We start from the raw sequence: 18,852 nt of genomic DNA, 5'->3' as shown, positions 1-18,852 counted from the left end.
CGGGTACTATGGAGTACAACTACCAGTTTGCTCAAAATTGGCGTGCAGCATTATTTGTTGATGGTGGTACCGCTACGAACGATTTTTCAGATGAGTTTGAAGTGGGTGCTGGTTTTGGTTTTCGATATTTAACGCCAGTAGGCCCTATTCGAATAGACCACGCATGGGGCTTAACCAAAGAGAGTAAAAGTACACGTTTAAGTATTACCATAGGGCCAGAAATTTAATGCCAATATTAAAAAAAATAACAGCCATAGTAAGTGCAATTTTAGTCTCGCTAATTATTAGCGTATTTTGTTTATTATTTACGGCACCCGGTAATCAATTTATTGCCTACACGGCAAATAAAGTTGTTGATGGATTACACATAGAAATTAAAGATGGCCGCTTTATTTATAACGATGCGTTTAATGTTAATTTTAAAAACAAGGGTTTAGATTTTAAGGCTCAACAATTAAAAATCGATTTATTTTGGTGGCAGTGTGATGGTATCTGCATTGATAACTTAAGTGCTAAATCTATAAAATTAAGCTTGCCAAAAACAGCCCAAATACAAGATGAAACGCCTTCTGAGCCCCTTGAAAAAATTAGCTTACCCTTTAATGTTTCATTAAAAAATATAGCGGTGAAAGAGTTTACATTAAACCACCCTAGTGCAGATCTGAACGTTAATAACTTTAAATTATCAGCTAAGGTTGTGGATTCAAAGCTCACTGTAAAAAGCTTAAATATCCCTAGTATACTTGTTGCTTTAAAAGAGCAAGCACAACCCACCAAGGCACAAACTGCTCAAAGCAACAAAGCTGCACTTACGCAATTACCAGCACTTCCTGATATTGAATTTACATCACCTATTGATTTGGCCATTGAAGCCTTTGATATCGCAAAAGTAACAATTGAACAGGGCGATGCGCAGCATAATATCGAAAATATTTCGCTGCTATTAAGTGTAGAAGACACCGTTATTAATGTGCAGTCGCTTTCAGCCAAATACGAGCAGTGGCAGCTTAATACCCAATTAGATGCCGAGCTTGCAGGTAACTTGCCTTTAAAAGGCCAAGTGACTTTAAACAGTGATGAACACCAAGCAAATTTAGAGCTAAACGGTGATTTAGCTAACTTGAATTTGAATTTAGAAACGAGTGGCCAATACCCACTCACGTTAACTGCGAACGCTAATTTAAAGCAACAAAATTACCCGTTTAAGTTGAACAGCAAAATTAATCAATGGGTTATTGATGCGCAAAGCAACCAGCTAAAAGTAAATAATGTTAGCTTAAATGCCAAAGGCAATGCCGATGATTACCAACTTAACTTAATAGCGACTAGCCAGTTAGGGGCATACCCGGCTGTTGACCTCAATACACAGTTAACAGGTGGCTTAACGCAAGCCGTGCTTAAAACATTAAGTATTAAAGCCAATGAAAGTAGCGCGATTATAAAAGCTAAGGTTGATTGGCAGCAGGGCATTAAAGCGGGGTTTAAAGGCTCGCTTTCAAACCTAAAAGCGCAGTATTTGACAGATGCTGCAACTAGCGATGTTTCAGGGCAATTTAAAGGTTCATTCAATGCGGAAGAAGGCTCGTGGCAACTACAAATGGATGATACTAAGCTAAGCGGATTACTAAACGAAGTCCCTCTTGAGTTTGCGTCAAACTTTCAGCTAAACAATACACTAGAGGCAAATATCGACAGCCTTTATTTAAGTAGTGGCACGAATAAGTTGGTACTTAGCGGCCAAGTTGACGATACATGGAAAGTCGACGGTAAAATAACGCTTAAAAGTAACGCAGAAGCTAATATGCCATTTATTGCAAACGGCAACGCCGATTTAAAAGTAAGAGGGCAGAGGTTAACGCCTTCAGTCGATTTAGCGCTAATACTCGATAGTTTTATTTTTGATGACATTAATATTAATCAACTCAATGTAAAAGGCCAATTAGATACCGCTGCCGATTGGCAAACAGATGTATCAGTAAATGTCGGTTCAGCGTTAGTGGGTCATCAGCAAATAAATAACATAAAAATAGATGCAATTGGCGACAAAGCAGATCATCAACTAACCGCTTCGGTTGATGCCGAGCAGGGCAGTGTTGAGCTTGAAGTAAATGGTAAAATTAATAACGCTACCTGGAATGGTGAGGTAAGTAATGTAACACTTAGCGATAAAAAGCTTAGTTTTAGTAATACCAAAAATATTGCCGTTATATTTAACAGTCAAACGAGTGATTTTGATGTGAGTGCTCATTGTTGGGCGTCTGATCGAAGTAAATTATGTATAGATACACTGGCTCAAACAAAAGAAATTGGGCAGTTAAATGCTAAATTAAGTAACTTAGCGCTTGAAGAATTAAAACACTTCCTACCCGATAACATTCGCACACGTGGTGATGTAAAAGGTAATGTGGCGCTCAATTGGAATGCTGGCGCTCTTAAAACATTACGCGCAAATTTAAACGCAAGTGACTTATCCACTGTTTTAACTTCAGAAGAAGATCGCTTTAGACTACCAATAGACTCATTAAGCCTAAGCGCTTATTCAGATTCTCAAAAGGGGCAGCTTGAAGCTAATTTAGAATCAAGCGTATTAGGCAAAATTAATACACACGTTAATATTGACGACATACAAAATACGCAGGCGCTTAATGGCACTATTAATATTGATAAAATATTACTTTCAGACTTACAACCCTTTATTGAAACTCTTGAGCAATTAAAAGGTGATATTAGCGGTAAGGTCGCACTTGCGGGTACGTTAAAAGATCCATTATTAAATGGTGAGCTTAACATAAACGATATAAACCTTGAGGGTGAACAGCTTCCTATTGCGCTACAAAAATCAAATATAAACATATTATTTGATAAAACGACCGCCACAATAGAGGGCAATTTAAACGACAATCAAGGTGGCAATGTAAAGCTAAACGGCGATGTTGATTGGCAAGGTGAGCAACCTGAAGTAAATGTAAATGTGCAAGGCGAGCAGTTTTTTGTACGCGCGCAGCAAGGCGTTACCTTTAAAATATCCCCAGATTTAAAAGTAGGGTTAGCCAATAATGCACTTAAATTAGCGGGTGAGGTAGTTGTACCTTATGGTCGTATTACGATTGAAGAGCTTCCAGAAGGAGCTGTGCAGGTTAGTGACGATGAGATTATTGTTGATCAAAAAACTGAAACCAACGAAAAGGTACCATTTGATTACGACATAGACTTAAACGTCATTGTAAAAAATGACGTTAAAGTAGAGTCGTTCGGATTAGAGTCTAAAGTGGCTGGTGATTTAGCGATTAAAATGAGCCAAGGCGTTCCAATTATTGCAACAGGTGAGCTCAATTTAATAAATGGCACTTATTTAGCATTTGGGCAAAATTTAATTATAAGAACAGGCCAGGTGGGCTTTAGTGGCTCCATCGAACACCCTTATTTGAATATTAAAGCAATCAGAAACCCAGCAAATACAGCAAATGGCGTTATAGCTGGTGTTACGCTTACGGGGAATGTTAAACAACCCACTCTTAAACTGTTTTCTGAGCCTGCAATGGATCAGGCTCATACCTTAGCGTATTTACTCAATGGGCAACCGTTAGGAGAGGGAGAGGGAGCATCAAGCAACGCTATGCTTGCACAGCTATTACTTTCTCAAGGGGTCAGTAGAAGCGAAGGGGTTGTCTCGAAGGTAGGTGAAACCTTTGGTTTATCAGATGTCAGTTTAAGTTCGTCAGGAAGTGGTGACAGCACCAAGGTAGAAATTTCAGGCTATGTTGCGCCAAGCTTACAAGTTAAATACAGCGTTGGGGTATTTGAGTCACTCAGTGAAGTGGCTATTCGTTACCAATTGTTGTCGCAACTCTATATAGAGGTAACCAGTGGTTTATACCAAAATGTTGATGTGCTCTATAAGTTTGACTGGGATTAAACAATAAACGCTTTAGGTAAGTTAGATTGCTTAAGGCTACTTTTAAATAATAAAAATAATAGGTTGAATATGAAAGCACGTTTTTCAATTTATGTTATGGCACTTTTGCTGAGCGGGTGCGCTACAACAGCTAACAATAAATCTGTTATAAATATACAAACACCACTTAGTGCCAATGATGTAATAAAAAATGCAACTGCAGATGAGTGGCAAGTAGTTGACCCTCAAAATATTTTAAAAATAACCTTACCTACAGGTTCGGCTTACATAGCATTAAATCCACAACTAGCTCCAAAACACACGCAACATATTAAAACGTTGGCGCAAGAAGGGTTTTATAAAAACACCCGTGTCTATCGTTTTGTAGAAGGGTTTGTAGCACAAGGTGGCGACAGCTCGGGTAAAAAAGAAATAAAAACAGCGAATAAAACCGTACCTGCAGAGTTTTATTTACCAACATCGCAACCACTAAAAGTTACCGAGTTAAAAGGCGATGGATACGCGCCTGTAACGGGTTTTTTAAATGGCTTTGCTGTCGCGCAAAACCAAACACAGACTCAAACATGGCAAGTGCATTGCAATGGTGTATTTGCAATGGCACGCGGTAACGATATAAACAGTGCAAGTACTGAGTTTTTTGTCACTATTGGGCAAGGTCCTCGTTACCTAGACAAAAATATTACAGTTTTTGGTAGAGTACTTAAGGGCATGGAGCATTTTAATCGTTTGCAGCGTTTACCTACTGAGGGGCTGGCGTTTAATCCAATAACGAATATTGAAGTGTTGGCTGATGTTAAAACCGACGCAACCACATTTAAAGTAATGAAGACAAACTCAGCATCTTTCAAGCAACTCATAAATGCGCGTAAAAGCCGAACAGAACCCTGGTTTGTCCAATCGTATAATTACGTTGATGTATGTGGTATGCCTATCCCAACAAAGCGTGTTATTTAAATTTTAAAAAAGGAGCTGAGGCTCCTTTTTTAAAGTTCATGTTTGAGTGTTTAACGTATTTACTGACGATTAATCTTAACGGCAAACGGTGTTTCGTTATAATGCGTAGAACGGTATGGGTTTATGTCTAATCCGCCTCGGCGTGTATAACGTGCATAGACTTCAAGCTCTTTAATGTTGAGTTGCGTGGTTAAGTCACTATAAATACGCTCTACGCACTGCTCATGAAACTCATTATGCGTTCTAAATGAAATTAAGTAGCGTAAAAGTGATTCTCGACACATTTTTTCACCAGTATATCTGATAATAATGCTGGCCCAATCTGGTTGAGACGTTATTAAGCAATTAGATTTTAGCAAGTGGCTATTGAGCGTTTCTGTTACTATTTCATCACTTTGTGCTTTAAGTGAATAGGCATCAATATCGTAGTTATCAATTTCAATATCTAACTCATCAATACACTCGCCTGGAAGCGCACTACAAGGTAAGCAGTTAAAATCGTCGGCTTTGTACAATGTCACTTGCACTGGGCTTTTTACAGCGGCTGACAAGTCGTCAATTAAATGCTGCTTAACAATGTTGATGCTTTCAAATCGGGTTTGATTAAAGCTATTTAAATAAAGCTTAAAAGACTTAGACTCAATAATATGGCTGCTTTGGCACTCAAAAGTAAATAAAGCAACGGCTACTTGCGGTTTGCCTTTGGCATTTAACCAAGAAAGCTCGTAACCGGTCCAAATATCCTGGCCTTTAAAGGGTAATTGAGCTTCATCAATATTTAAAGCATCACGATTTAGCTTGCGCGCAATCGGGAAAAGCAAGCTGGGCGTGTACACATCTACGTATTCGGTAGACTGCCCTAATACACTGCCTTTAAGATCTGGAGAGTTGCTGTAATCTGTCATGTTTGCTCTTAAATAGTTACAATGTGCGCATTATATCTAATTTAAATGAGTTTCACAGTATGTCTGTTGCGATGCAGTTAGAACAACTTCACAAAGAATTTAGCGAAAATACCCTTAAAAATACCGCAAAGTACCCACTCATCATGCACGATACGCAATGGCCGAGCCCGTGTGAAGTTGGTGAGGTTGATGAGCAAGGGTATATTCAATGGAAGGGGATACGCCAACAACCAGCCGGTTCATTGAACAATTTAGCTAATGCACTTGAGCTTGAGTTTCCAACAGCGTTAAGCGAGCTTTATGGACACATGTATGGCGGTAGTGTGTTAGCTACAATTGACGGCCATCAAATTGAACTACTACAAGCATGGAATAGCGACGACTTTGATATGCTTCAACAAAATATAACTGGCCATGTATTAATGAAGCGAAAGCTAAAACAGCCAGAAACTGTGTTCATTGGTTTAACAGATAAAGAAGATTTATTGGTGAGTGTGTTAATTCATACAGGGGAAGTATGTTTAGAACATGTAGGTAAAAAAACGCATCATGTGCTTGCACCTACTATAGAGTCGTTTTTAAAAGCGCTTGAAATTTAAATTATAATTAATGAATCAGCTTAGCGTTATCACTAAGCTGATTTTAAAAAGTCATTGGTAATGGCTATTGAAAATCCCAAGACACATTCGAAACTAAACCGCACGGTTCACATCTAAAATCGAATAGCCCAAACCATGGCTCATCTAGTTTCCAATCGCTATTACAGCTTGGGCATTTACGCTCAAGTTCAGAGGCTTTATCTACACCGCCAACACGGTATAAATAGTAATAAACGGGCTTTTTAGTTAAAAAGCTAATGCGTTTGGTTATATCTTTTCCACGGCGGTATAAATCACTTTGTGTACTAGATATCTCCTCAAGAGCAGGAAATTCACAGCGTGTTGCGCCATTAATTTGTATTTGATCGCATGCTTGCCAATCTTCTTGCCACTTAATAAGCGTTTTATAATCGCCATTGGCAATAGCTGGGATGCGAAATAATGGCACAGGTAAAAAGTCGTCGCCACAATATAGAGGGCTGCATGTATGCACATAAGTAGTGTATAAAATATAACTTGATGGCTCAGTGCAGCAATCGGCTCCATTAGAGTGAATATCTTGGCCAATAACTTTTACTTTAGGTGCTAATAACCCCGCATTATGCAGTTTTTCAATGCTATGTTTAACAAAAGGGCTATTATTTAGTGGGTGCATGGCGTCTTCGGTTGGACACATAACACGGGTTATAAAAAAGCCGTCTTTTAAAACTGTGGGAAATTCTTCTCCCATTATTTGCCCGTTAAACCGCAAGGCGTTTACTAATCGATTAATAGCGTATTCGGCTTGCTCTAGGGTAGTGTCTTGGTAACAATCAAATGTTAAATCAACAACAAACATTTATAGTCTCAAATTATTTTCGTTCTAGCAGTGCAAGTAATTGATCAAGTTTTTGCTCAATTCTGTCTAGTTTGCTTGCTTTTAGCTCAGCATTTTCTGGCTGCTGCGCGGTTTTAACAAAGTTATTTATAGAATCCGGGTTATTTTTGTATTGGCTCACAGCTGCAATAATCATTGGCATAGGAACCGGTTGGGCTAAGCGACTTTTAGTTAATGCGACTGTGGGTGTTTTGCCTTCATCTAAAAGGACTTGAATTGCATCAAATACAACTGAATTCATTATATTTATAACTCTTAAATTAAATAAAACGCAGCATGTGTATGCTGCGCGGGTGCTATGGTAGCAATAAAACGGGTAGGCTACATTAAATAACCTGATACTTAGGATAAAAACCTACGTCTACTAGCTAATTTTAACGCTAATTACCTTGAGTAAGTTTGAAATAAGTAAGATATTGACCTGTAAATTAGCCTTGTACTCGCTAAAAGCCATGATTAAAGTGCAAGCTTAAAAATCATAATGGGTTAATATTTTTAAAGGCATTTAAACAGGTATCTAGTTAAATTTTTTATTTACCTTGGCGAAGGCGAACATCTAGCTCATCAATCACTTCACTCCAAGCACCATCCTCAGCAAGCGATTCAGCTAAAAAGTGCTGTTGGGCTTCATCCCAAAATGCTGCATCTTGAAGTAGTGTTGTGTCTTGTAACTCATTAGAGGCAATAAATTCATCTATTTGATTTTCTGAATTTGGTAAACCAAGTTGTGCAAATAATGTATGAATATCGTGTTTAGTAGTATCCATGGTACGACTCCTTTAAATAAACAAAATTACCTTAAAGCCTAACACTACAATGCGTTAGCTAAACTCAAGCTGAATTGTCGGTTAAATACTTTAGGTATATAGTAATTTAGGTTCTGAATAATAAATTGCCAGCCCCTTTGTTAAGAGGTTGATTAAGGATAGTAAAAATAACAAGTAACGTGACCTTATTTATCCCCTATAGTGGGTAAACGGCGCAATATAGGATTTTTAGTATTTATATATTAGGTTAAATATACTCGTAAATGCAGTTATTCGCGTATAGCTTTAGTAATTAAGCTTTGATTATATTTACGGCTAAAACAATAAAGGACATACAATGAGTATAACCGCACACGCAGAAACGTTCAGCGTACAATACATTGAAGCAGAAGATATAAGCACTGCCGCAAGCTTAATTTATCAGGCATATCATGATGACCCTGTATTAAAAACAATGCTTAGCTATGATGAAACAAATAAATCAGCTTACGAAAAAAAGTTACGCGCATTAATACGTGAAGAACTCAGTAGTTTTTGGCAAGAGAAGCAACCGCTAATAGGACTTTATCGAAGTGGTAAATTAAAAGCCGTGGCCTGTATGTTCGATTCTACAAGTCAACTTCAAGCTCAGCGTTATTGGCATTGGCGTTTAAAATTAATGCTAAGTGCGGGTTATTTGCAAACTAATCAGTTAATAGAAAAAGAACAAACGATTAGAGATACGCTCAAAGAAAAAGGCCGTTATTACTTTTTAGCTTTTATTGCAGTCGATCCGCATTTTCATGGGCAAGGGTTTGGCCGGTATTTGCTAAGAGGACTTGATGAGCTGGTGAAGTTAAATAGTGAGTCTTCTGGTTTAGCTGTATTTGTAACTCGCAATGAGCATACAGCGTTATTTAAATCTGAGGGATTTATTACTTTCAAACAGCTTACGTTTAACCAAGTTGCTGGTGAGTTATTATTCAAAGATGCATTAGGGTAAAAATGTAACCCTTGTTGTGTAAGTTAATACGCCCAAACGGACATGAGTCCGTGCGATATATCTTACATTGACGTGAGAGTAATCAGTTAAAGGTGACTATTCAGTCGCCTTTTTTAATTTAACTTATTGTTTTTCATTGGTTTATAAATTTGTTCTTTTTTATGACAAAGAATTATTTTATCTCACATGCTACTTCCTCCTCCCGTTTGCTCTAAACTTTACCTTGTCAAGAAGACATAGCTTAACGAATAAGCTACTGCCACGGATAAGGAATAGGCAAAACAGCAGATGCTAGCAGGATGCAAAAAGGACAAGTTAACAAGGACAGCAAGGATGAACAGGAAGTGCAAGATGCACTAAGTGGCAGGAGCTACTTTAGGGATATAAAGGATAAAGTTGCAGGACGCAGCCGCGTATTAGATTGTACGTGAATGCCGGGAAAGCGAAGGGACGCCGCAGGATGCACAAAGTGGCAGGGCGCTACTTTAAAGGATTAACATGGATGACGCTATAGATTTAGCCAAGTGTTAGTTTACGTGGGTTTGCCAAGGTGGCGATGGATATTGCATGATGCAATGTGAGGGTAAACAGGGTTGTTTACTCGTTCAGGGGATGAAAAAACGGATTATAGATAGTGGATATCTAGCAGGAAGCAGTCCAATTGGGGCGTAACTTTAGTTACGCCTTAGTTTTTTGTGCTATACAATTGTAATAATTTTATACATTAAATGCATAAGATCACTCAGATTTTGTGTGGTGGAACGACAACACTTTTTAAAAACTCATTTTCCATAATAAGCATTCCCTGATACGCATTTTCACCGTCACTTGAAAACTCAAATGAAAACTCACTTTTTATTCCAGGTTTACCACTTTTTAGAAAACCAAAACGACGCTTTGTGCAAGCAACACTCATAAGTTGCACATTTAATTGCTCACATTGACGTTTAGCATGAACATTAGCCGCTTCGGCAACTTTTCTATTTAGCCAAAACAAATAAATAACACTACCAATTAATATAAACGTCCATAAACTTGCCATTTAAGAGAATAACCTTCCAATTGCACGAGCGAGGGCTTCGCTTCGATCTTCTTTTCGTAATAAACCTAATAGGTGAGGTCGAATGGTCGGTATTGCAACTAAATCCGCAAAAATACTTGGAAAAAGCGCCTCTATTTTTTGATGTTGTGCACAGTTATCCATAAATATATGCAATCGTTCGGGGTCTTCTAACTGTATAAAACAACGCCCAGCAATAGTTAAAAGTACGTCCGAGTTGCTTTTAAGCGATGAGTTTAATGTTGCATCAACAAGTTGTGCGCATAGGCCTTGCGCCTGACCTTTAGAGATTGAGCGAAGAGCAGCGGTTAAAGCTACGGTATCATTTTTCTCAATCGCTGCTAGACCGTGCACCAGCAAAAGCTCGCTCAACGTTGGCGGTATTTCTACATGTTCAAGCATTGCGCTAAGTGGTTGCAATACTTCAAGGGGTAAATGCGTCCACGCTTTTTTCAAGTTACTTAAGTTTTGATCGTTATCAAGACGCAGAGCAAAATCAGCAATGCCTTGCAGTGCAACAGTTTGCCAATTATCAAAGCCCAACTTTGCGCTAAAGTATAGCTGCGCGTATTCGTAGTATTGAGAAGCGGGTTGTTTTAGTAACACTTTAACTTGCGCGTTAAATGCAGCCAGTTTATTTGCGTTAGGTGTAAATACATAAGGGTTATTATCAAGCTTCCCCTCTGCTTTTTCACCCGTAATTTCAGTGCCAATTGCTTGAATAACCATATCGGCAAAGTGATCACGACTTGCACTGACTAATTTACTCTGCTCATCAAGCGGAAATTTTAAAAACCACACATAAGGTTCTTTACTCGCTTTGGCATCCCAAAATTGAATTGCAAGCCATGCATGACCAGCAAGCGGGTAAGGGTAAGGTACTTGAGCTTGTTCAATAGCTAAAAATTGTTGTTTATCGAGTTTAGTAATGTGCCTGCCAATATCAAAAGCCCGCCATTGCGTGCCAGCACCATCTAAAAGTTGGCCTAAGGTTGCTATTTGATCACTCATTGTATTCCCGATTGTTTTTTTACTGCAAATTGGGCCGATTATACGCCATAGCGAGCTGTGTGGGAACAGGGTATAATTGCCGTATAACTTAAAAAGAGGGTGGTTATGTACCAACAAACCCAAGCTTTTTTAGTGCAATTGAAGGCACTATTACAAAAGCATCAACTTTGGCAATCTGAGCCAATTTCAGCAGAAGCACTAAATTCTAGTGTTCCTTTTTGTCACGATTCGATGGCGTTTGAACAGTGGTTGCAGTTTGTGTTTATTGAAAAAATGCAGCATTTAATCACTCATAATCAACCACTACCGCGAAACTTTGCTATTGCCCCCATGGCTCAAATGACCTTGATTAATAAATCAGGGAGTGATGAAATTATAGAGGTGCTGACACAGTTAGATACACTATTAGGGGAACCGCATGAGTGAGCGCCTAGCGCCAACTGAATACGGCGAACTCGACATTTTGTACCAAGACGAAAACTTTGTTGCCATTAATAAACCGTCAGGGCTATTGGTGCATCGTTCCTTTTTAGATAAACATGAAACACAATTTGCTATGCAAATGTTGCGCGATCAGTTAGGCCAGCACGTTTTTCCTGTTCACAGGCTTGATAGGCCCACGTCAGGAGTTTTAATTTTTGCACTTAGCTCAGAATCTGCTCGCGATATAAATCAGCTTTTTATTGAGGGCACTATTTCTAAACGATATTTAGCTTTGGTTCGGGGATTTGCCCCTGAATCGGTTTTTTTAGATAAGCCTTTAAAAGAAGAGCTTGATAAAATTGCCGATAAATTTGCAGATCAAAACAAAGCGCCACAGGAGGCGCAAACCCAGTTTAATCGTTTGTATCAAGCTGCATTGCCCATTCCTATAGGCAAATACCCAACAGTGCGGTATTCATTAGTCGAGTGTTTTCCTAAAACAGGGCGCAAGCATCAGATTCGTCGGCATTTAAAGCATTTATCGTTACCTATAATTGGTGATGTTAATCATGGCGACAATCAACACAACCAATTTTTTAGGGAACACTTTGAATTACGACGCTTAATGCTGTTTGCAACTGAGCTGAGTTTTGTGCACCCTTACACTAACAAACCAATAACGATTAAAGCGCCACTAGGTCATGATATGCTACAAATTTGTGAGCAACTTGGTTGGCCGAACGAAGAGAAGGATTATTAATGGCACATATTAGTATTTTTGTAGGCACTGTAAATGGTGGTGCTGAACGTTTAAGCGGTGACATAGCAGCTTGTATTGAACAGGCAGGTCATAGCGCCACGCTCATCACAGAGTCTTCGCTTGACGATATTAAAAACGCAACAAACATATTAATTGTTACCTCAACGACAGGGCAGGGTGACGTGCCAAGTAACCTAGCTGGCTTATATTATGCACTTAATAGTAGTTTCCCTATGCTTACAGACAAGCCATTTGGAGTGGTGGCTATGGGTGACAGAAGCTATGGTGATACTTTTTGTGGTGCAGGTCGAAGCTTTGATGAACTATTACGTGATTTACAAGCAAAACCTGTCGGTAACCGTTTAGAGATTGATGCGTGTGAGGATTTTGAGCCTTGGCCAGTGACAGAGCCTTGGTTAAAAGCATGGCTTGAAAAGCTACCAGGTTAATTTTTATTGGTATACAAAAAGGAGCGCATGCGCTCCTTTTTGTTTGCTGTAGTTAACTACTTCTTACATCCACTTTAAGCTTTAATTTTTGCCCCGGTTGTAAGTACTTTTGACCAGCTAAATTATTCCATTTAATAATCTCGCTTACCGTTAAATTAAACTTAGACGCAATACGCGCAAGTGAATCGCCTCTTCGCACTTTGTACGTAATCGTGCGGTTAGTGCTTTTAGTTGCGCTGGCCGTTGTATTTTGTGATTTATACACTGTGAGCTTTTGATTTAAGCGCAGCACTGCATTCTTTTTAAGCTTATTCCACTTTGCCAATTCATCCATTGTGACATCGTATTCGCGGCTAATATCCCATAAGGTATCGCCACTTTTTACGGTGTGAGAAAGCTTAGTGCGTGATGTTTTATTAGCAGCCATACGCATTTGCTTTGGTAGGTGCTCGCTATTTATTGCACCGTCGGTTAACGGCACTAATAGCTCTTGTCCAATGCGTATTGTATTCGAATCAAGCTTATTCAGAGATCGAATCGCGCTGGTGCTAGTGGTAAACTTTTTAGCAATCACAGACAAGCTATCGCCGCTTTTTACCACGTATCGTTGCCAACGAAGCCTATTTTTAATATCAGTATTGGCAAGTTTTTCAGAAAACTGCTGTGCTTTATCAATGGGTAAAAGCAAAGAGTGCGGGCCATTTGGATCAGTAGCCCAACGATTAAACCCTGGGTTTAATCTGTAAAGCTCGGTTAATGTCATGTCTGCCATTTCGGCAGCAAGAGCAAGGTCTATTTGTGATCCCACATCAACAACGTCTACCACTTGGGCGTTGATAATAGGTTTCCACGTTACATTAAATTCATCCGAGCGTTTTAATAAGTCAGCCAGTGCCAGTAGCTTTGGTACATAAGCCGTGGTTTCTCTTGGTAAATCTAATGACCAAAAATCGGTAGGCAAATGCTTTTTNCTATGGCATTGAGCCAATCACCTTCAAGTGTTTTGTGAAGATAAGACAAATAATCTAATGCTGCACGGGTTGATTGCACAATATCTCGGCGACCGTCGTACCACCAGTTTTGTTTTAAATCAAAACGTTCACCTGTTTGTGGCATAAATTGCCAAATACCGGAGGCCGTTCTATGAGAATAGCCAAAGGGATCAAAAGCGCTTTCTACAATAGGAAGGAGCGCAATTTCGATTGGCATCTCGCGTTTTTCTACTTCTTCAACAATAAAATGAAGGTACGGCTCTGCACGCTTTGAAATACGGTCTAAATAACGTTGATGCTTTGCGTAATAGTTACGCTCGGCCACAACTGGGCGGTTTTGAGGAACATTAATCGATAGTTGGTAACGAATTCGCTCCCATACATCGTCAAACACAGGCGCTTCTAGTTCATCGCTATCTAGTTGTTGATATTGCGCGTTTACCATTAATGCATTGTTAATATCATTTGGGCTCGCACCTTCAAGCTGCTCACTGGCTTGATTTGCTTCTTGAGAGTTTGAGTCTAAGGTGGTCAATGTTTGACAACCACTTAGCGCAAGCGCCAAGGTTATTATAAGAGGAGATTTATTCATAAATACCAATACATCGGGTAAAAAAACTCGGCAAATGTTACCTTTTATAAACTAACATTACCACTTTATGACAATTACAGCACTTAGTCGGACGTGTTCATATATTTCAAGTTAATGATTTTAAATATTAAACGCATATGCGCTAAAAATTATCTTTGAACTTTCTAAGAGCTGCAAAGTTACGCCAAGGTTCATTGTTTTTTGTAACCAAGATAAATTCTTCAGGTACTTCTTCTGTAATAGTTGGAATGTCGCTACGCATAAACGGATTTATTTTAAGCTCTTTTCCGATTGTGGTTGGTAAGGAAATTTTATCTTCTTTCCTTAGCTCATCTACTAACTCACTGTGCGCAATTAACGCAGGGTTGCGTGGCTCAACGGCTTTGGCAAAGGCTAAATTTGCTTGTGTGTATTCGTGAGTGCAAAATATTTTACACGCTGCAGGCAGTGCTTTTAACTTGTTAAGAGAATGCCACATTTGTTCACTGGTTCCTTCGAATAAACGGCCACAGCCACCACTGAATAAGGTATCACCAGTAAATGCTATGTCGTTATTCACAAAACAAATATGATCCAGTGTGTGCCCTGGGGTGGTTAACACTTTGAAGCTAATACCTAAAACTTCAATATAATCGTCATCAACCAATGGGTGCGTTATGCCTTTAAATGGACTGTTTTTAGGTCCGTATACGTTAACTGTAACTGTCGGGTTTTGCTTTATTAGTTGCGCAACTCCATCGGTATGATCGTAATGGTGGTGGGTAATTAAAATGCCACCCAATGTTAAATTTTGTGCTGCAAGATGCGCGAGCACAGGCTCAGCCTGCCCGGGGTCAACGACCCATGCTTGAGGGCTATTTTCAGTGGTTAAACACCAAATATAATTATCTGAAAAGGCTTTAATTGCTTTGACTTGCACCATGTTAAATTGCTCTATAAAGTGACACTTAACGCATAGTATAACGAGCTCATAAAATGAAACCAGCCCTTAGTTTTCAAGAAGGACCCAAACCACTGTCGTGGCAGCAGTTCCCTCACGGGGATTATTTGCAAGCTGATATTGAACGTAAAATGCAATATTGGCTACCACGTATGTTTGGTTACCATATGCTTAAGTTAGGTAATTTAAGCGGTGAGTTAAATACAAGTTTAAGTACCATTAAGCACCAAGTGTGTGTCGCAGAGCCGGGACCTTATACGGGGGTTGTGGCAGACATAGACGAATTGCCTTTTTATGAGCATAGCGTTGACGCGTGTATTTTAAGCCATTGCTTAGAGTACCATTCAGATCCACACCACATTTTACGAGAAGCTCATCGAACACTTATACCTGGCGGCTACGTTTTAATTACAGGGTTTAATCCGTTGAGTTTGTGTGGGCTAGCGCAAATGTTGCCGTTTAGCGGGCAAAAACTACCTTGGACAGGACGATTTTTTACCCCTGCAAGAGTAAAAGATTGGCTAAATTTATTGGGGTTTGAAATTGTAAGTGACGAGCGATTTATTTACTCATCACTAGCGAGGGGAAACAGATTATCACGGTTTGAATTTTGGCGATCATTTGCCAAGCAATATTTAAAACCAATGGGCAGTGTTTATATGCTGGTGGCTCGAAAGCGCGTTGCCCCACTTACACCAATAAAGCCTAAGTGGCATGCTCGACCACAGTTTGTGCCTGTCAAAGGGGCGGGGCTTAGGCAAACCTCTAAGCAGCATTACAAAACGTGCGACCAAAAAAGTGACAACCGTTAGCAGCAAATAAATTAAGGTTGGTAGCCTACATCTTCGAGTAAATCTTTGCTGCCAGCTGCATCGCGAGCTAAATCGTCAACTATTTCGTTGTACTTATGGCCGCTATGACCTTTAACCCACTTCCAATTTACTGTGTGTTGGCTGCAAGCTGCATCTAGGCGCTTCCACAAGTCTACATTTTTAACTGGCTTTTTAGCTGACGTTAACCAGCCACGTTTTTTCCAATTTGAAATCCATGACTCAATACCTTGTTTTACGTATTGACTATCTGTTGTTAGGTTTATAACACAAGCACGGTTAAGTGATTCAAGTGCCACTATAGCCGCGAGCATTTCCATGCGATTGTTAGTGGTGAGCTTATAGCCTTGGCTTAATTTTTTTTCATGGGCGTCATAAATCATAAAAATACCATAACCACCGGGGCCTGGATTACCTAAACATGAGCCATCGGTGTAAATCTCTACGGTTTTTTGCACTGTTTTACCTTGATCTTATGTACAATAAAGTGATTATAGAAAGATACCAGAGTCAGGCTTAATTCGATATGGCACGTAGACAAATAGTTTTAGATACAGAAACCACCGGCATCGACCCTAAACAAGGGCACCGGATTATAGAAATTGGTTGTGTAGAGTTAGTAAACCGTCGTTTAACAGGTAATAACTTTCATGTTTATATTAATCCGCAACGTAGCATAGAAGAAGAAGCGATTGACGTTCACGGTATTACTAATGAATTTTTACGCGACAAACCGCTTTATCGCGATATTGCACAAGAGTTTTTTGACTATATAAAAGGCGCTGAGCTTGTTATTCATAATGCCCCGTTCGATGTGGGCCACATGGATAATGAATTTGCATTGCTTAATCAAGGCTTTCCAAATACCCATGATTACTGTCAAGTTCTCGACACGCTTAAAATGGCGCGTGATTTGCATCCTGGTCAAAAGAATAACCTAGATGCGTTATGCCGACGTTACGACATAGACAACGCCAAACGGACCTTACACGGCGCGTTACTGGATTCTGAGATTTTAGCTGATGTTTATCTTGCCATGACAGGCGGACAAACAAAGTTAAACTTAAATCAAAACAAAGATGATGGTAGCGAGCAACAGCAAGGTGGTATAAGACGTTTAACCAGCGAAAGAGAGCCATTGGTTGTATTACGCGCCACAGATGAAGAGCAAAGCGCACACGAAGCCAGATTGGATCTTGTAAATAAAGAAGGCGGCCAATGCCTATGGCGCGCTGAATAAGGCCTTATAATGAGAATAATGTATTTTGTAATCGTGTTATGTGCACTAAGCTTGTTACCAAGTAATGCTTACAGCGCAGAGCAAGTTGAAGTATTAAAACGGGATGGCCTGCAAAATGAAATCCCCTTACTCGACAATCGCTTTCGAATTGACAGCCAAATAGACGAAATCACATTACTCTTTTTCAGAAAACCAGGAACACCTGCCGTTATCTTAGTTAGGCCTGATGGCAGTAAGTATTTTGCCACCAACGCAGTTAGAGATACGAATATTGAATGGTTTGACGAGCTTAGCTATGACCTTGTCACTATAAAAAAACCAATGCCAGGTCCGTGGCAAGTTATAGGAAGTATTTCACCAGATAGCAGAATTGTTGTACTGGGTGAAATATCGCTTAAGGCAGAGCCGTTACCCCCCATGCTTTTTAGAGGCGAGACTATAAAAGTAACTGGCCAAATATTAAATGATGGTGAACCCATTAACGCAAATCTATTTAGAGACGTTGTGAGTCTTAATGTTGACTTTGTAAGTACGAATAACGATAGTTTTGCAAACTTTGGCGCAGGTGTTCAAGAGGTCGCCGAATTTAAAGACGACGGGCGTGGATTTGATGAACGCCCAAAAGACGGTGTATTTACCGGTGAGTTCAAACTTGTGTTTCCTGAAGGTGAGTGGATACCAGAACTTTACATTTCAACTCCCTTACTGCAACGCAGGGTAGTTCAAAACACCATCATTGTGCATGAACCACCGTTTGGTTTCGATATTGCACTTGCAGATGAAAATATTGATGAACATAAATTAACGATCGCAATAGACAATAAAATAGTTAAACCTGAGACCGTTATTTTTCAGGGTAAGATTTACTACCCAAATAACGAAGAGCAAATGTTTACAATTAACGCTACGCAAAGTGAAACCAGAGAGTTGATAATTAAAAACTATGATTGGGGTCGATACAGTGTAGAACTGTCTGTTTTTGGTACTAACAATAACGGCCGTGAATTTATGGCCACTTTACCAACCTATAAATTTGAAATAGCCCGGCCAATAGAAGCCGTGCCAGAAGTTGATCCTGCAACAGTTGTTGCAGCCGAACAAGCCACACCAATTGAGCCTGAAGAAGAAAAAATGGCCACATCCACTATTGTAAGCTTAATAATTGGCTGTAATATTTTAATTATATTACTTGGCTGGTTAGCTATTCGAATATTTGTACAAAAAAAACCGATTAAAATTAAACTATCGTTACCTTTTTTAAATAAAAAGAAACACGCGAATCAAGATGCAGACGGCACAGAAAAAAATCAAGTTGACAAAAACGGTTCAAAAAATGACAAATCAGGTGAAATTTTAAACCTTTCGATGTCAGATGACTAAAAAACCTATAAAAAAACAAAAAAGCCCTTGACGAAGTAGGGGCTGGTTCGTATTATTCACGCCGCTGTCAGGGAGACCTAAACAGCAACGAAAATGCGGAGTGGTAGTTCAGTTGGTTAGAATACCGGCCTGTCACGCCGGGGGTCGCGGGTTCGAGTCCCGTCCACTCCGCCAA

General features: G+C 39.5%; 19 protein-coding genes, 1 tRNA gene and 2 pseudogenes. 12 read left to right on the top strand and 10 right to left on the bottom strand.

The genetic code is table 11. The features are described 5' to 3' along the window. The 3 genes from ATS71_RS19210 to ATS71_RS15660 form a co-directional block, all read left to right on the top strand. The coding region (locus tag ATS71_RS19210) for a BamA/TamA family outer membrane protein (RefSeq protein WP_235591509.1) at positions 1–227 on the top strand (227 nt) is incomplete at its 5' end. Next, the gene (tamB, locus tag ATS71_RS15665) at positions 227–3,916 is read left to right on the top strand and encodes an autotransporter assembly complex protein TamB (RefSeq protein WP_058405658.1); all 3,690 of its coding nucleotides are present in this window, start codon (positions 227–229) and stop codon (positions 3,914–3,916) included. The genes ATS71_RS19210 and tamB, both read left to right, overlap by 1 nt. 69 nt (positions 3,917–3,985) lie before the next feature. Beyond that, a complete protein-coding gene (locus tag ATS71_RS15660) occupies positions 3,986–4,870 on the top strand; it encodes a peptidylprolyl isomerase (RefSeq protein WP_058405657.1) in 885 nt (294 codons plus the stop codon). 59 nt (positions 4,871–4,929) lie between these two features. Here ATS71_RS15660 and queF read toward each other — a convergent pair whose 3' ends face one another. After that, positions 4,930–5,775: an NADPH-dependent 7-cyano-7-deazaguanine reductase QueF gene (gene queF / locus ATS71_RS15655; RefSeq protein WP_058405656.1), complete on the bottom strand. Its 846-nt coding sequence runs from the start codon at positions 5,773–5,775 to the stop codon at positions 4,930–4,932. 59 nt (positions 5,776–5,834) lie between these two features. Here queF and syd point away from each other — a divergent pair, with 59 nt between their 5' ends. Then, positions 5,835–6,374, top strand: a complete 540-nt coding sequence (gene syd, locus ATS71_RS15650) for a SecY-interacting protein (protein WP_058405655.1) — start codon at positions 5,835–5,837, stop codon at positions 6,372–6,374. A 64-nt stretch (positions 6,375–6,438) separates the two neighbouring features. Here the strand turns inward: syd and ATS71_RS15645 are convergent, their stop codons facing one another. The 3 genes from ATS71_RS15645 to ATS71_RS15635 form a co-directional block, all read right to left on the bottom strand. Further along, positions 6,439–7,212 (bottom strand): Zn-ribbon-containing protein, encoded by a 774-nt coding sequence (locus ATS71_RS15645; protein WP_058405654.1) that lies wholly within the window; start codon positions 7,210–7,212, stop codon positions 6,439–6,441. A gap of 13 nt (positions 7,213–7,225) precedes the next feature. Beyond that, complete coding sequence (locus ATS71_RS15640) at positions 7,226–7,492, bottom strand: hypothetical protein (RefSeq protein ID WP_058405653.1); 267 nt, start codon at positions 7,490–7,492, stop codon at positions 7,226–7,228. A 289-nt stretch (positions 7,493–7,781) separates the two neighbouring features. Continuing rightward, positions 7,782–8,018 (bottom strand): DUF2789 domain-containing protein, encoded by a 237-nt coding sequence (locus ATS71_RS15635; protein ID WP_058405652.1) that lies wholly within the window; start codon positions 8,016–8,018, stop codon positions 7,782–7,784. 337 nt (positions 8,019–8,355) lie between these two features. On the opposite strand from ATS71_RS15635, the gene ATS71_RS15630 reads away from it, so the two are divergent. Continuing rightward, positions 8,356–9,000, top strand: coding sequence for a GNAT family N-acetyltransferase (locus ATS71_RS15630; protein ID WP_058405651.1), 645 nt, complete (start codon positions 8,356–8,358; stop codon positions 8,998–9,000). A gap of 742 nt (positions 9,001–9,742) precedes the next feature. Here ATS71_RS15630 and ATS71_RS15625 read toward each other — a convergent pair. Both ATS71_RS15625 and ATS71_RS15620 read right to left on the bottom strand, forming a co-directional pair. Next, the gene (locus ATS71_RS15625; RefSeq protein ID WP_010557125.1) at positions 9,743–10,042 is read right to left on the bottom strand and encodes a DUF3301 domain-containing protein; all 300 of its coding nucleotides are present in this window, start codon (positions 10,040–10,042) and stop codon (positions 9,743–9,745) included. Next, positions 10,043–11,071 carry a DUF3549 family protein gene (locus ATS71_RS15620; protein WP_058405650.1) on the bottom strand — a complete coding sequence of 343 codons (1,029 nt, stop codon included), beginning with the start codon at positions 11,069–11,071 and terminating at the stop codon, positions 10,043–10,045. Positions 11,072–11,176: 105 nt separating this feature from the next. Between ATS71_RS15620 and ATS71_RS15615 the strand changes: the two genes are divergently transcribed. From ATS71_RS15615 to ATS71_RS15605, 3 genes are read left to right on the top strand one after another with little or no spacing between them, the layout of a single operon-like run. Then, positions 11,177–11,497, top strand: coding sequence for a YqcC family protein (locus ATS71_RS15615; protein WP_058405649.1), 321 nt, complete (start codon positions 11,177–11,179; stop codon positions 11,495–11,497). After that, a complete protein-coding gene (gene truC / locus ATS71_RS15610; protein ID WP_058405648.1) occupies positions 11,490–12,254 on the top strand; it encodes a tRNA pseudouridine(65) synthase TruC in 765 nt (254 codons plus the stop codon). Before ATS71_RS15615 ends, truC begins: the two co-directional genes overlap by 8 nt. Next, positions 12,254–12,703, top strand: coding sequence for a flavodoxin (locus tag ATS71_RS15605; RefSeq protein ID WP_058405647.1), 450 nt, complete (start codon positions 12,254–12,256; stop codon positions 12,701–12,703). Before truC ends, ATS71_RS15605 begins: the two co-directional genes overlap by 1 nt. A 52-nt stretch (positions 12,704–12,755) precedes the next feature. Here ATS71_RS15605 and ATS71_RS19205 read toward each other — a convergent pair. The 3 genes and pseudogenes from ATS71_RS19205 to gloB form a co-directional block, all read right to left on the bottom strand. Then, positions 12,756–13,673: pseudogene (locus ATS71_RS19205) on the bottom strand (LysM peptidoglycan-binding domain-containing protein); the annotation flags it as partial. 1 nt (position 13,674) lies between these two features. Then, positions 13,675–14,230 (bottom strand): annotated as a pseudogene (locus ATS71_RS19200) (transglycosylase SLT domain-containing protein); the annotation flags it as partial. Between the two features lie 199 nt (positions 14,231–14,429). Next, positions 14,430–15,209: a hydroxyacylglutathione hydrolase gene (gene gloB / locus ATS71_RS15595; protein WP_058405646.1), complete on the bottom strand. Its 780-nt coding sequence runs from the start codon at positions 15,207–15,209 to the stop codon at positions 14,430–14,432. A 53-nt stretch (positions 15,210–15,262) separates the two neighbouring features. Here gloB and ATS71_RS15590 point away from each other — a divergent pair, with 53 nt between their 5' ends. Continuing rightward, complete coding sequence (locus ATS71_RS15590; protein WP_058405645.1) at positions 15,263–16,039, top strand: class I SAM-dependent methyltransferase; 777 nt, start codon at positions 15,263–15,265, stop codon at positions 16,037–16,039. 11 nt (positions 16,040–16,050) lie between these two features. Here ATS71_RS15590 and rnhA read toward each other — a convergent pair whose 3' ends face one another. Further along, a complete protein-coding gene (gene rnhA / locus ATS71_RS15585) occupies positions 16,051–16,515 on the bottom strand; it encodes a ribonuclease HI (protein ID WP_058405644.1) in 465 nt (154 codons plus the stop codon). Between the two features lie 68 nt (positions 16,516–16,583). On the opposite strand from rnhA, the gene dnaQ reads away from it, so the two are divergent. From dnaQ to ATS71_RS15570, 3 genes are all read left to right on the top strand, one after another. Continuing rightward, the gene (dnaQ, locus tag ATS71_RS15580; protein ID WP_058405643.1) at positions 16,584–17,297 is read left to right on the top strand and encodes a DNA polymerase III subunit epsilon; all 714 of its coding nucleotides are present in this window, start codon (positions 16,584–16,586) and stop codon (positions 17,295–17,297) included. Between the two features lie 9 nt (positions 17,298–17,306). Then, a complete protein-coding gene (locus ATS71_RS15575; protein WP_058405642.1) occupies positions 17,307–18,677 on the top strand; it encodes a TIGR03503 family protein in 1,371 nt (456 codons plus the stop codon). A gap of 97 nt (positions 18,678–18,774) precedes the next feature. Beyond that, a tRNA-Asp gene (locus ATS71_RS15570) sits at positions 18,775–18,851 on the top strand. Position 18,852 lies beyond the last annotated feature (1 nt).

Source organism: Pseudoalteromonas sp. H71 (genome assembly GCF_001468485.1).
Lineage (GTDB): Bacteria > Pseudomonadota > Gammaproteobacteria > Enterobacterales > Alteromonadaceae > Pseudoalteromonas.
Note: the sequence above shows the minus strand (reverse complement) of the source record. Positions and strands in the feature narration are given on the sequence as shown.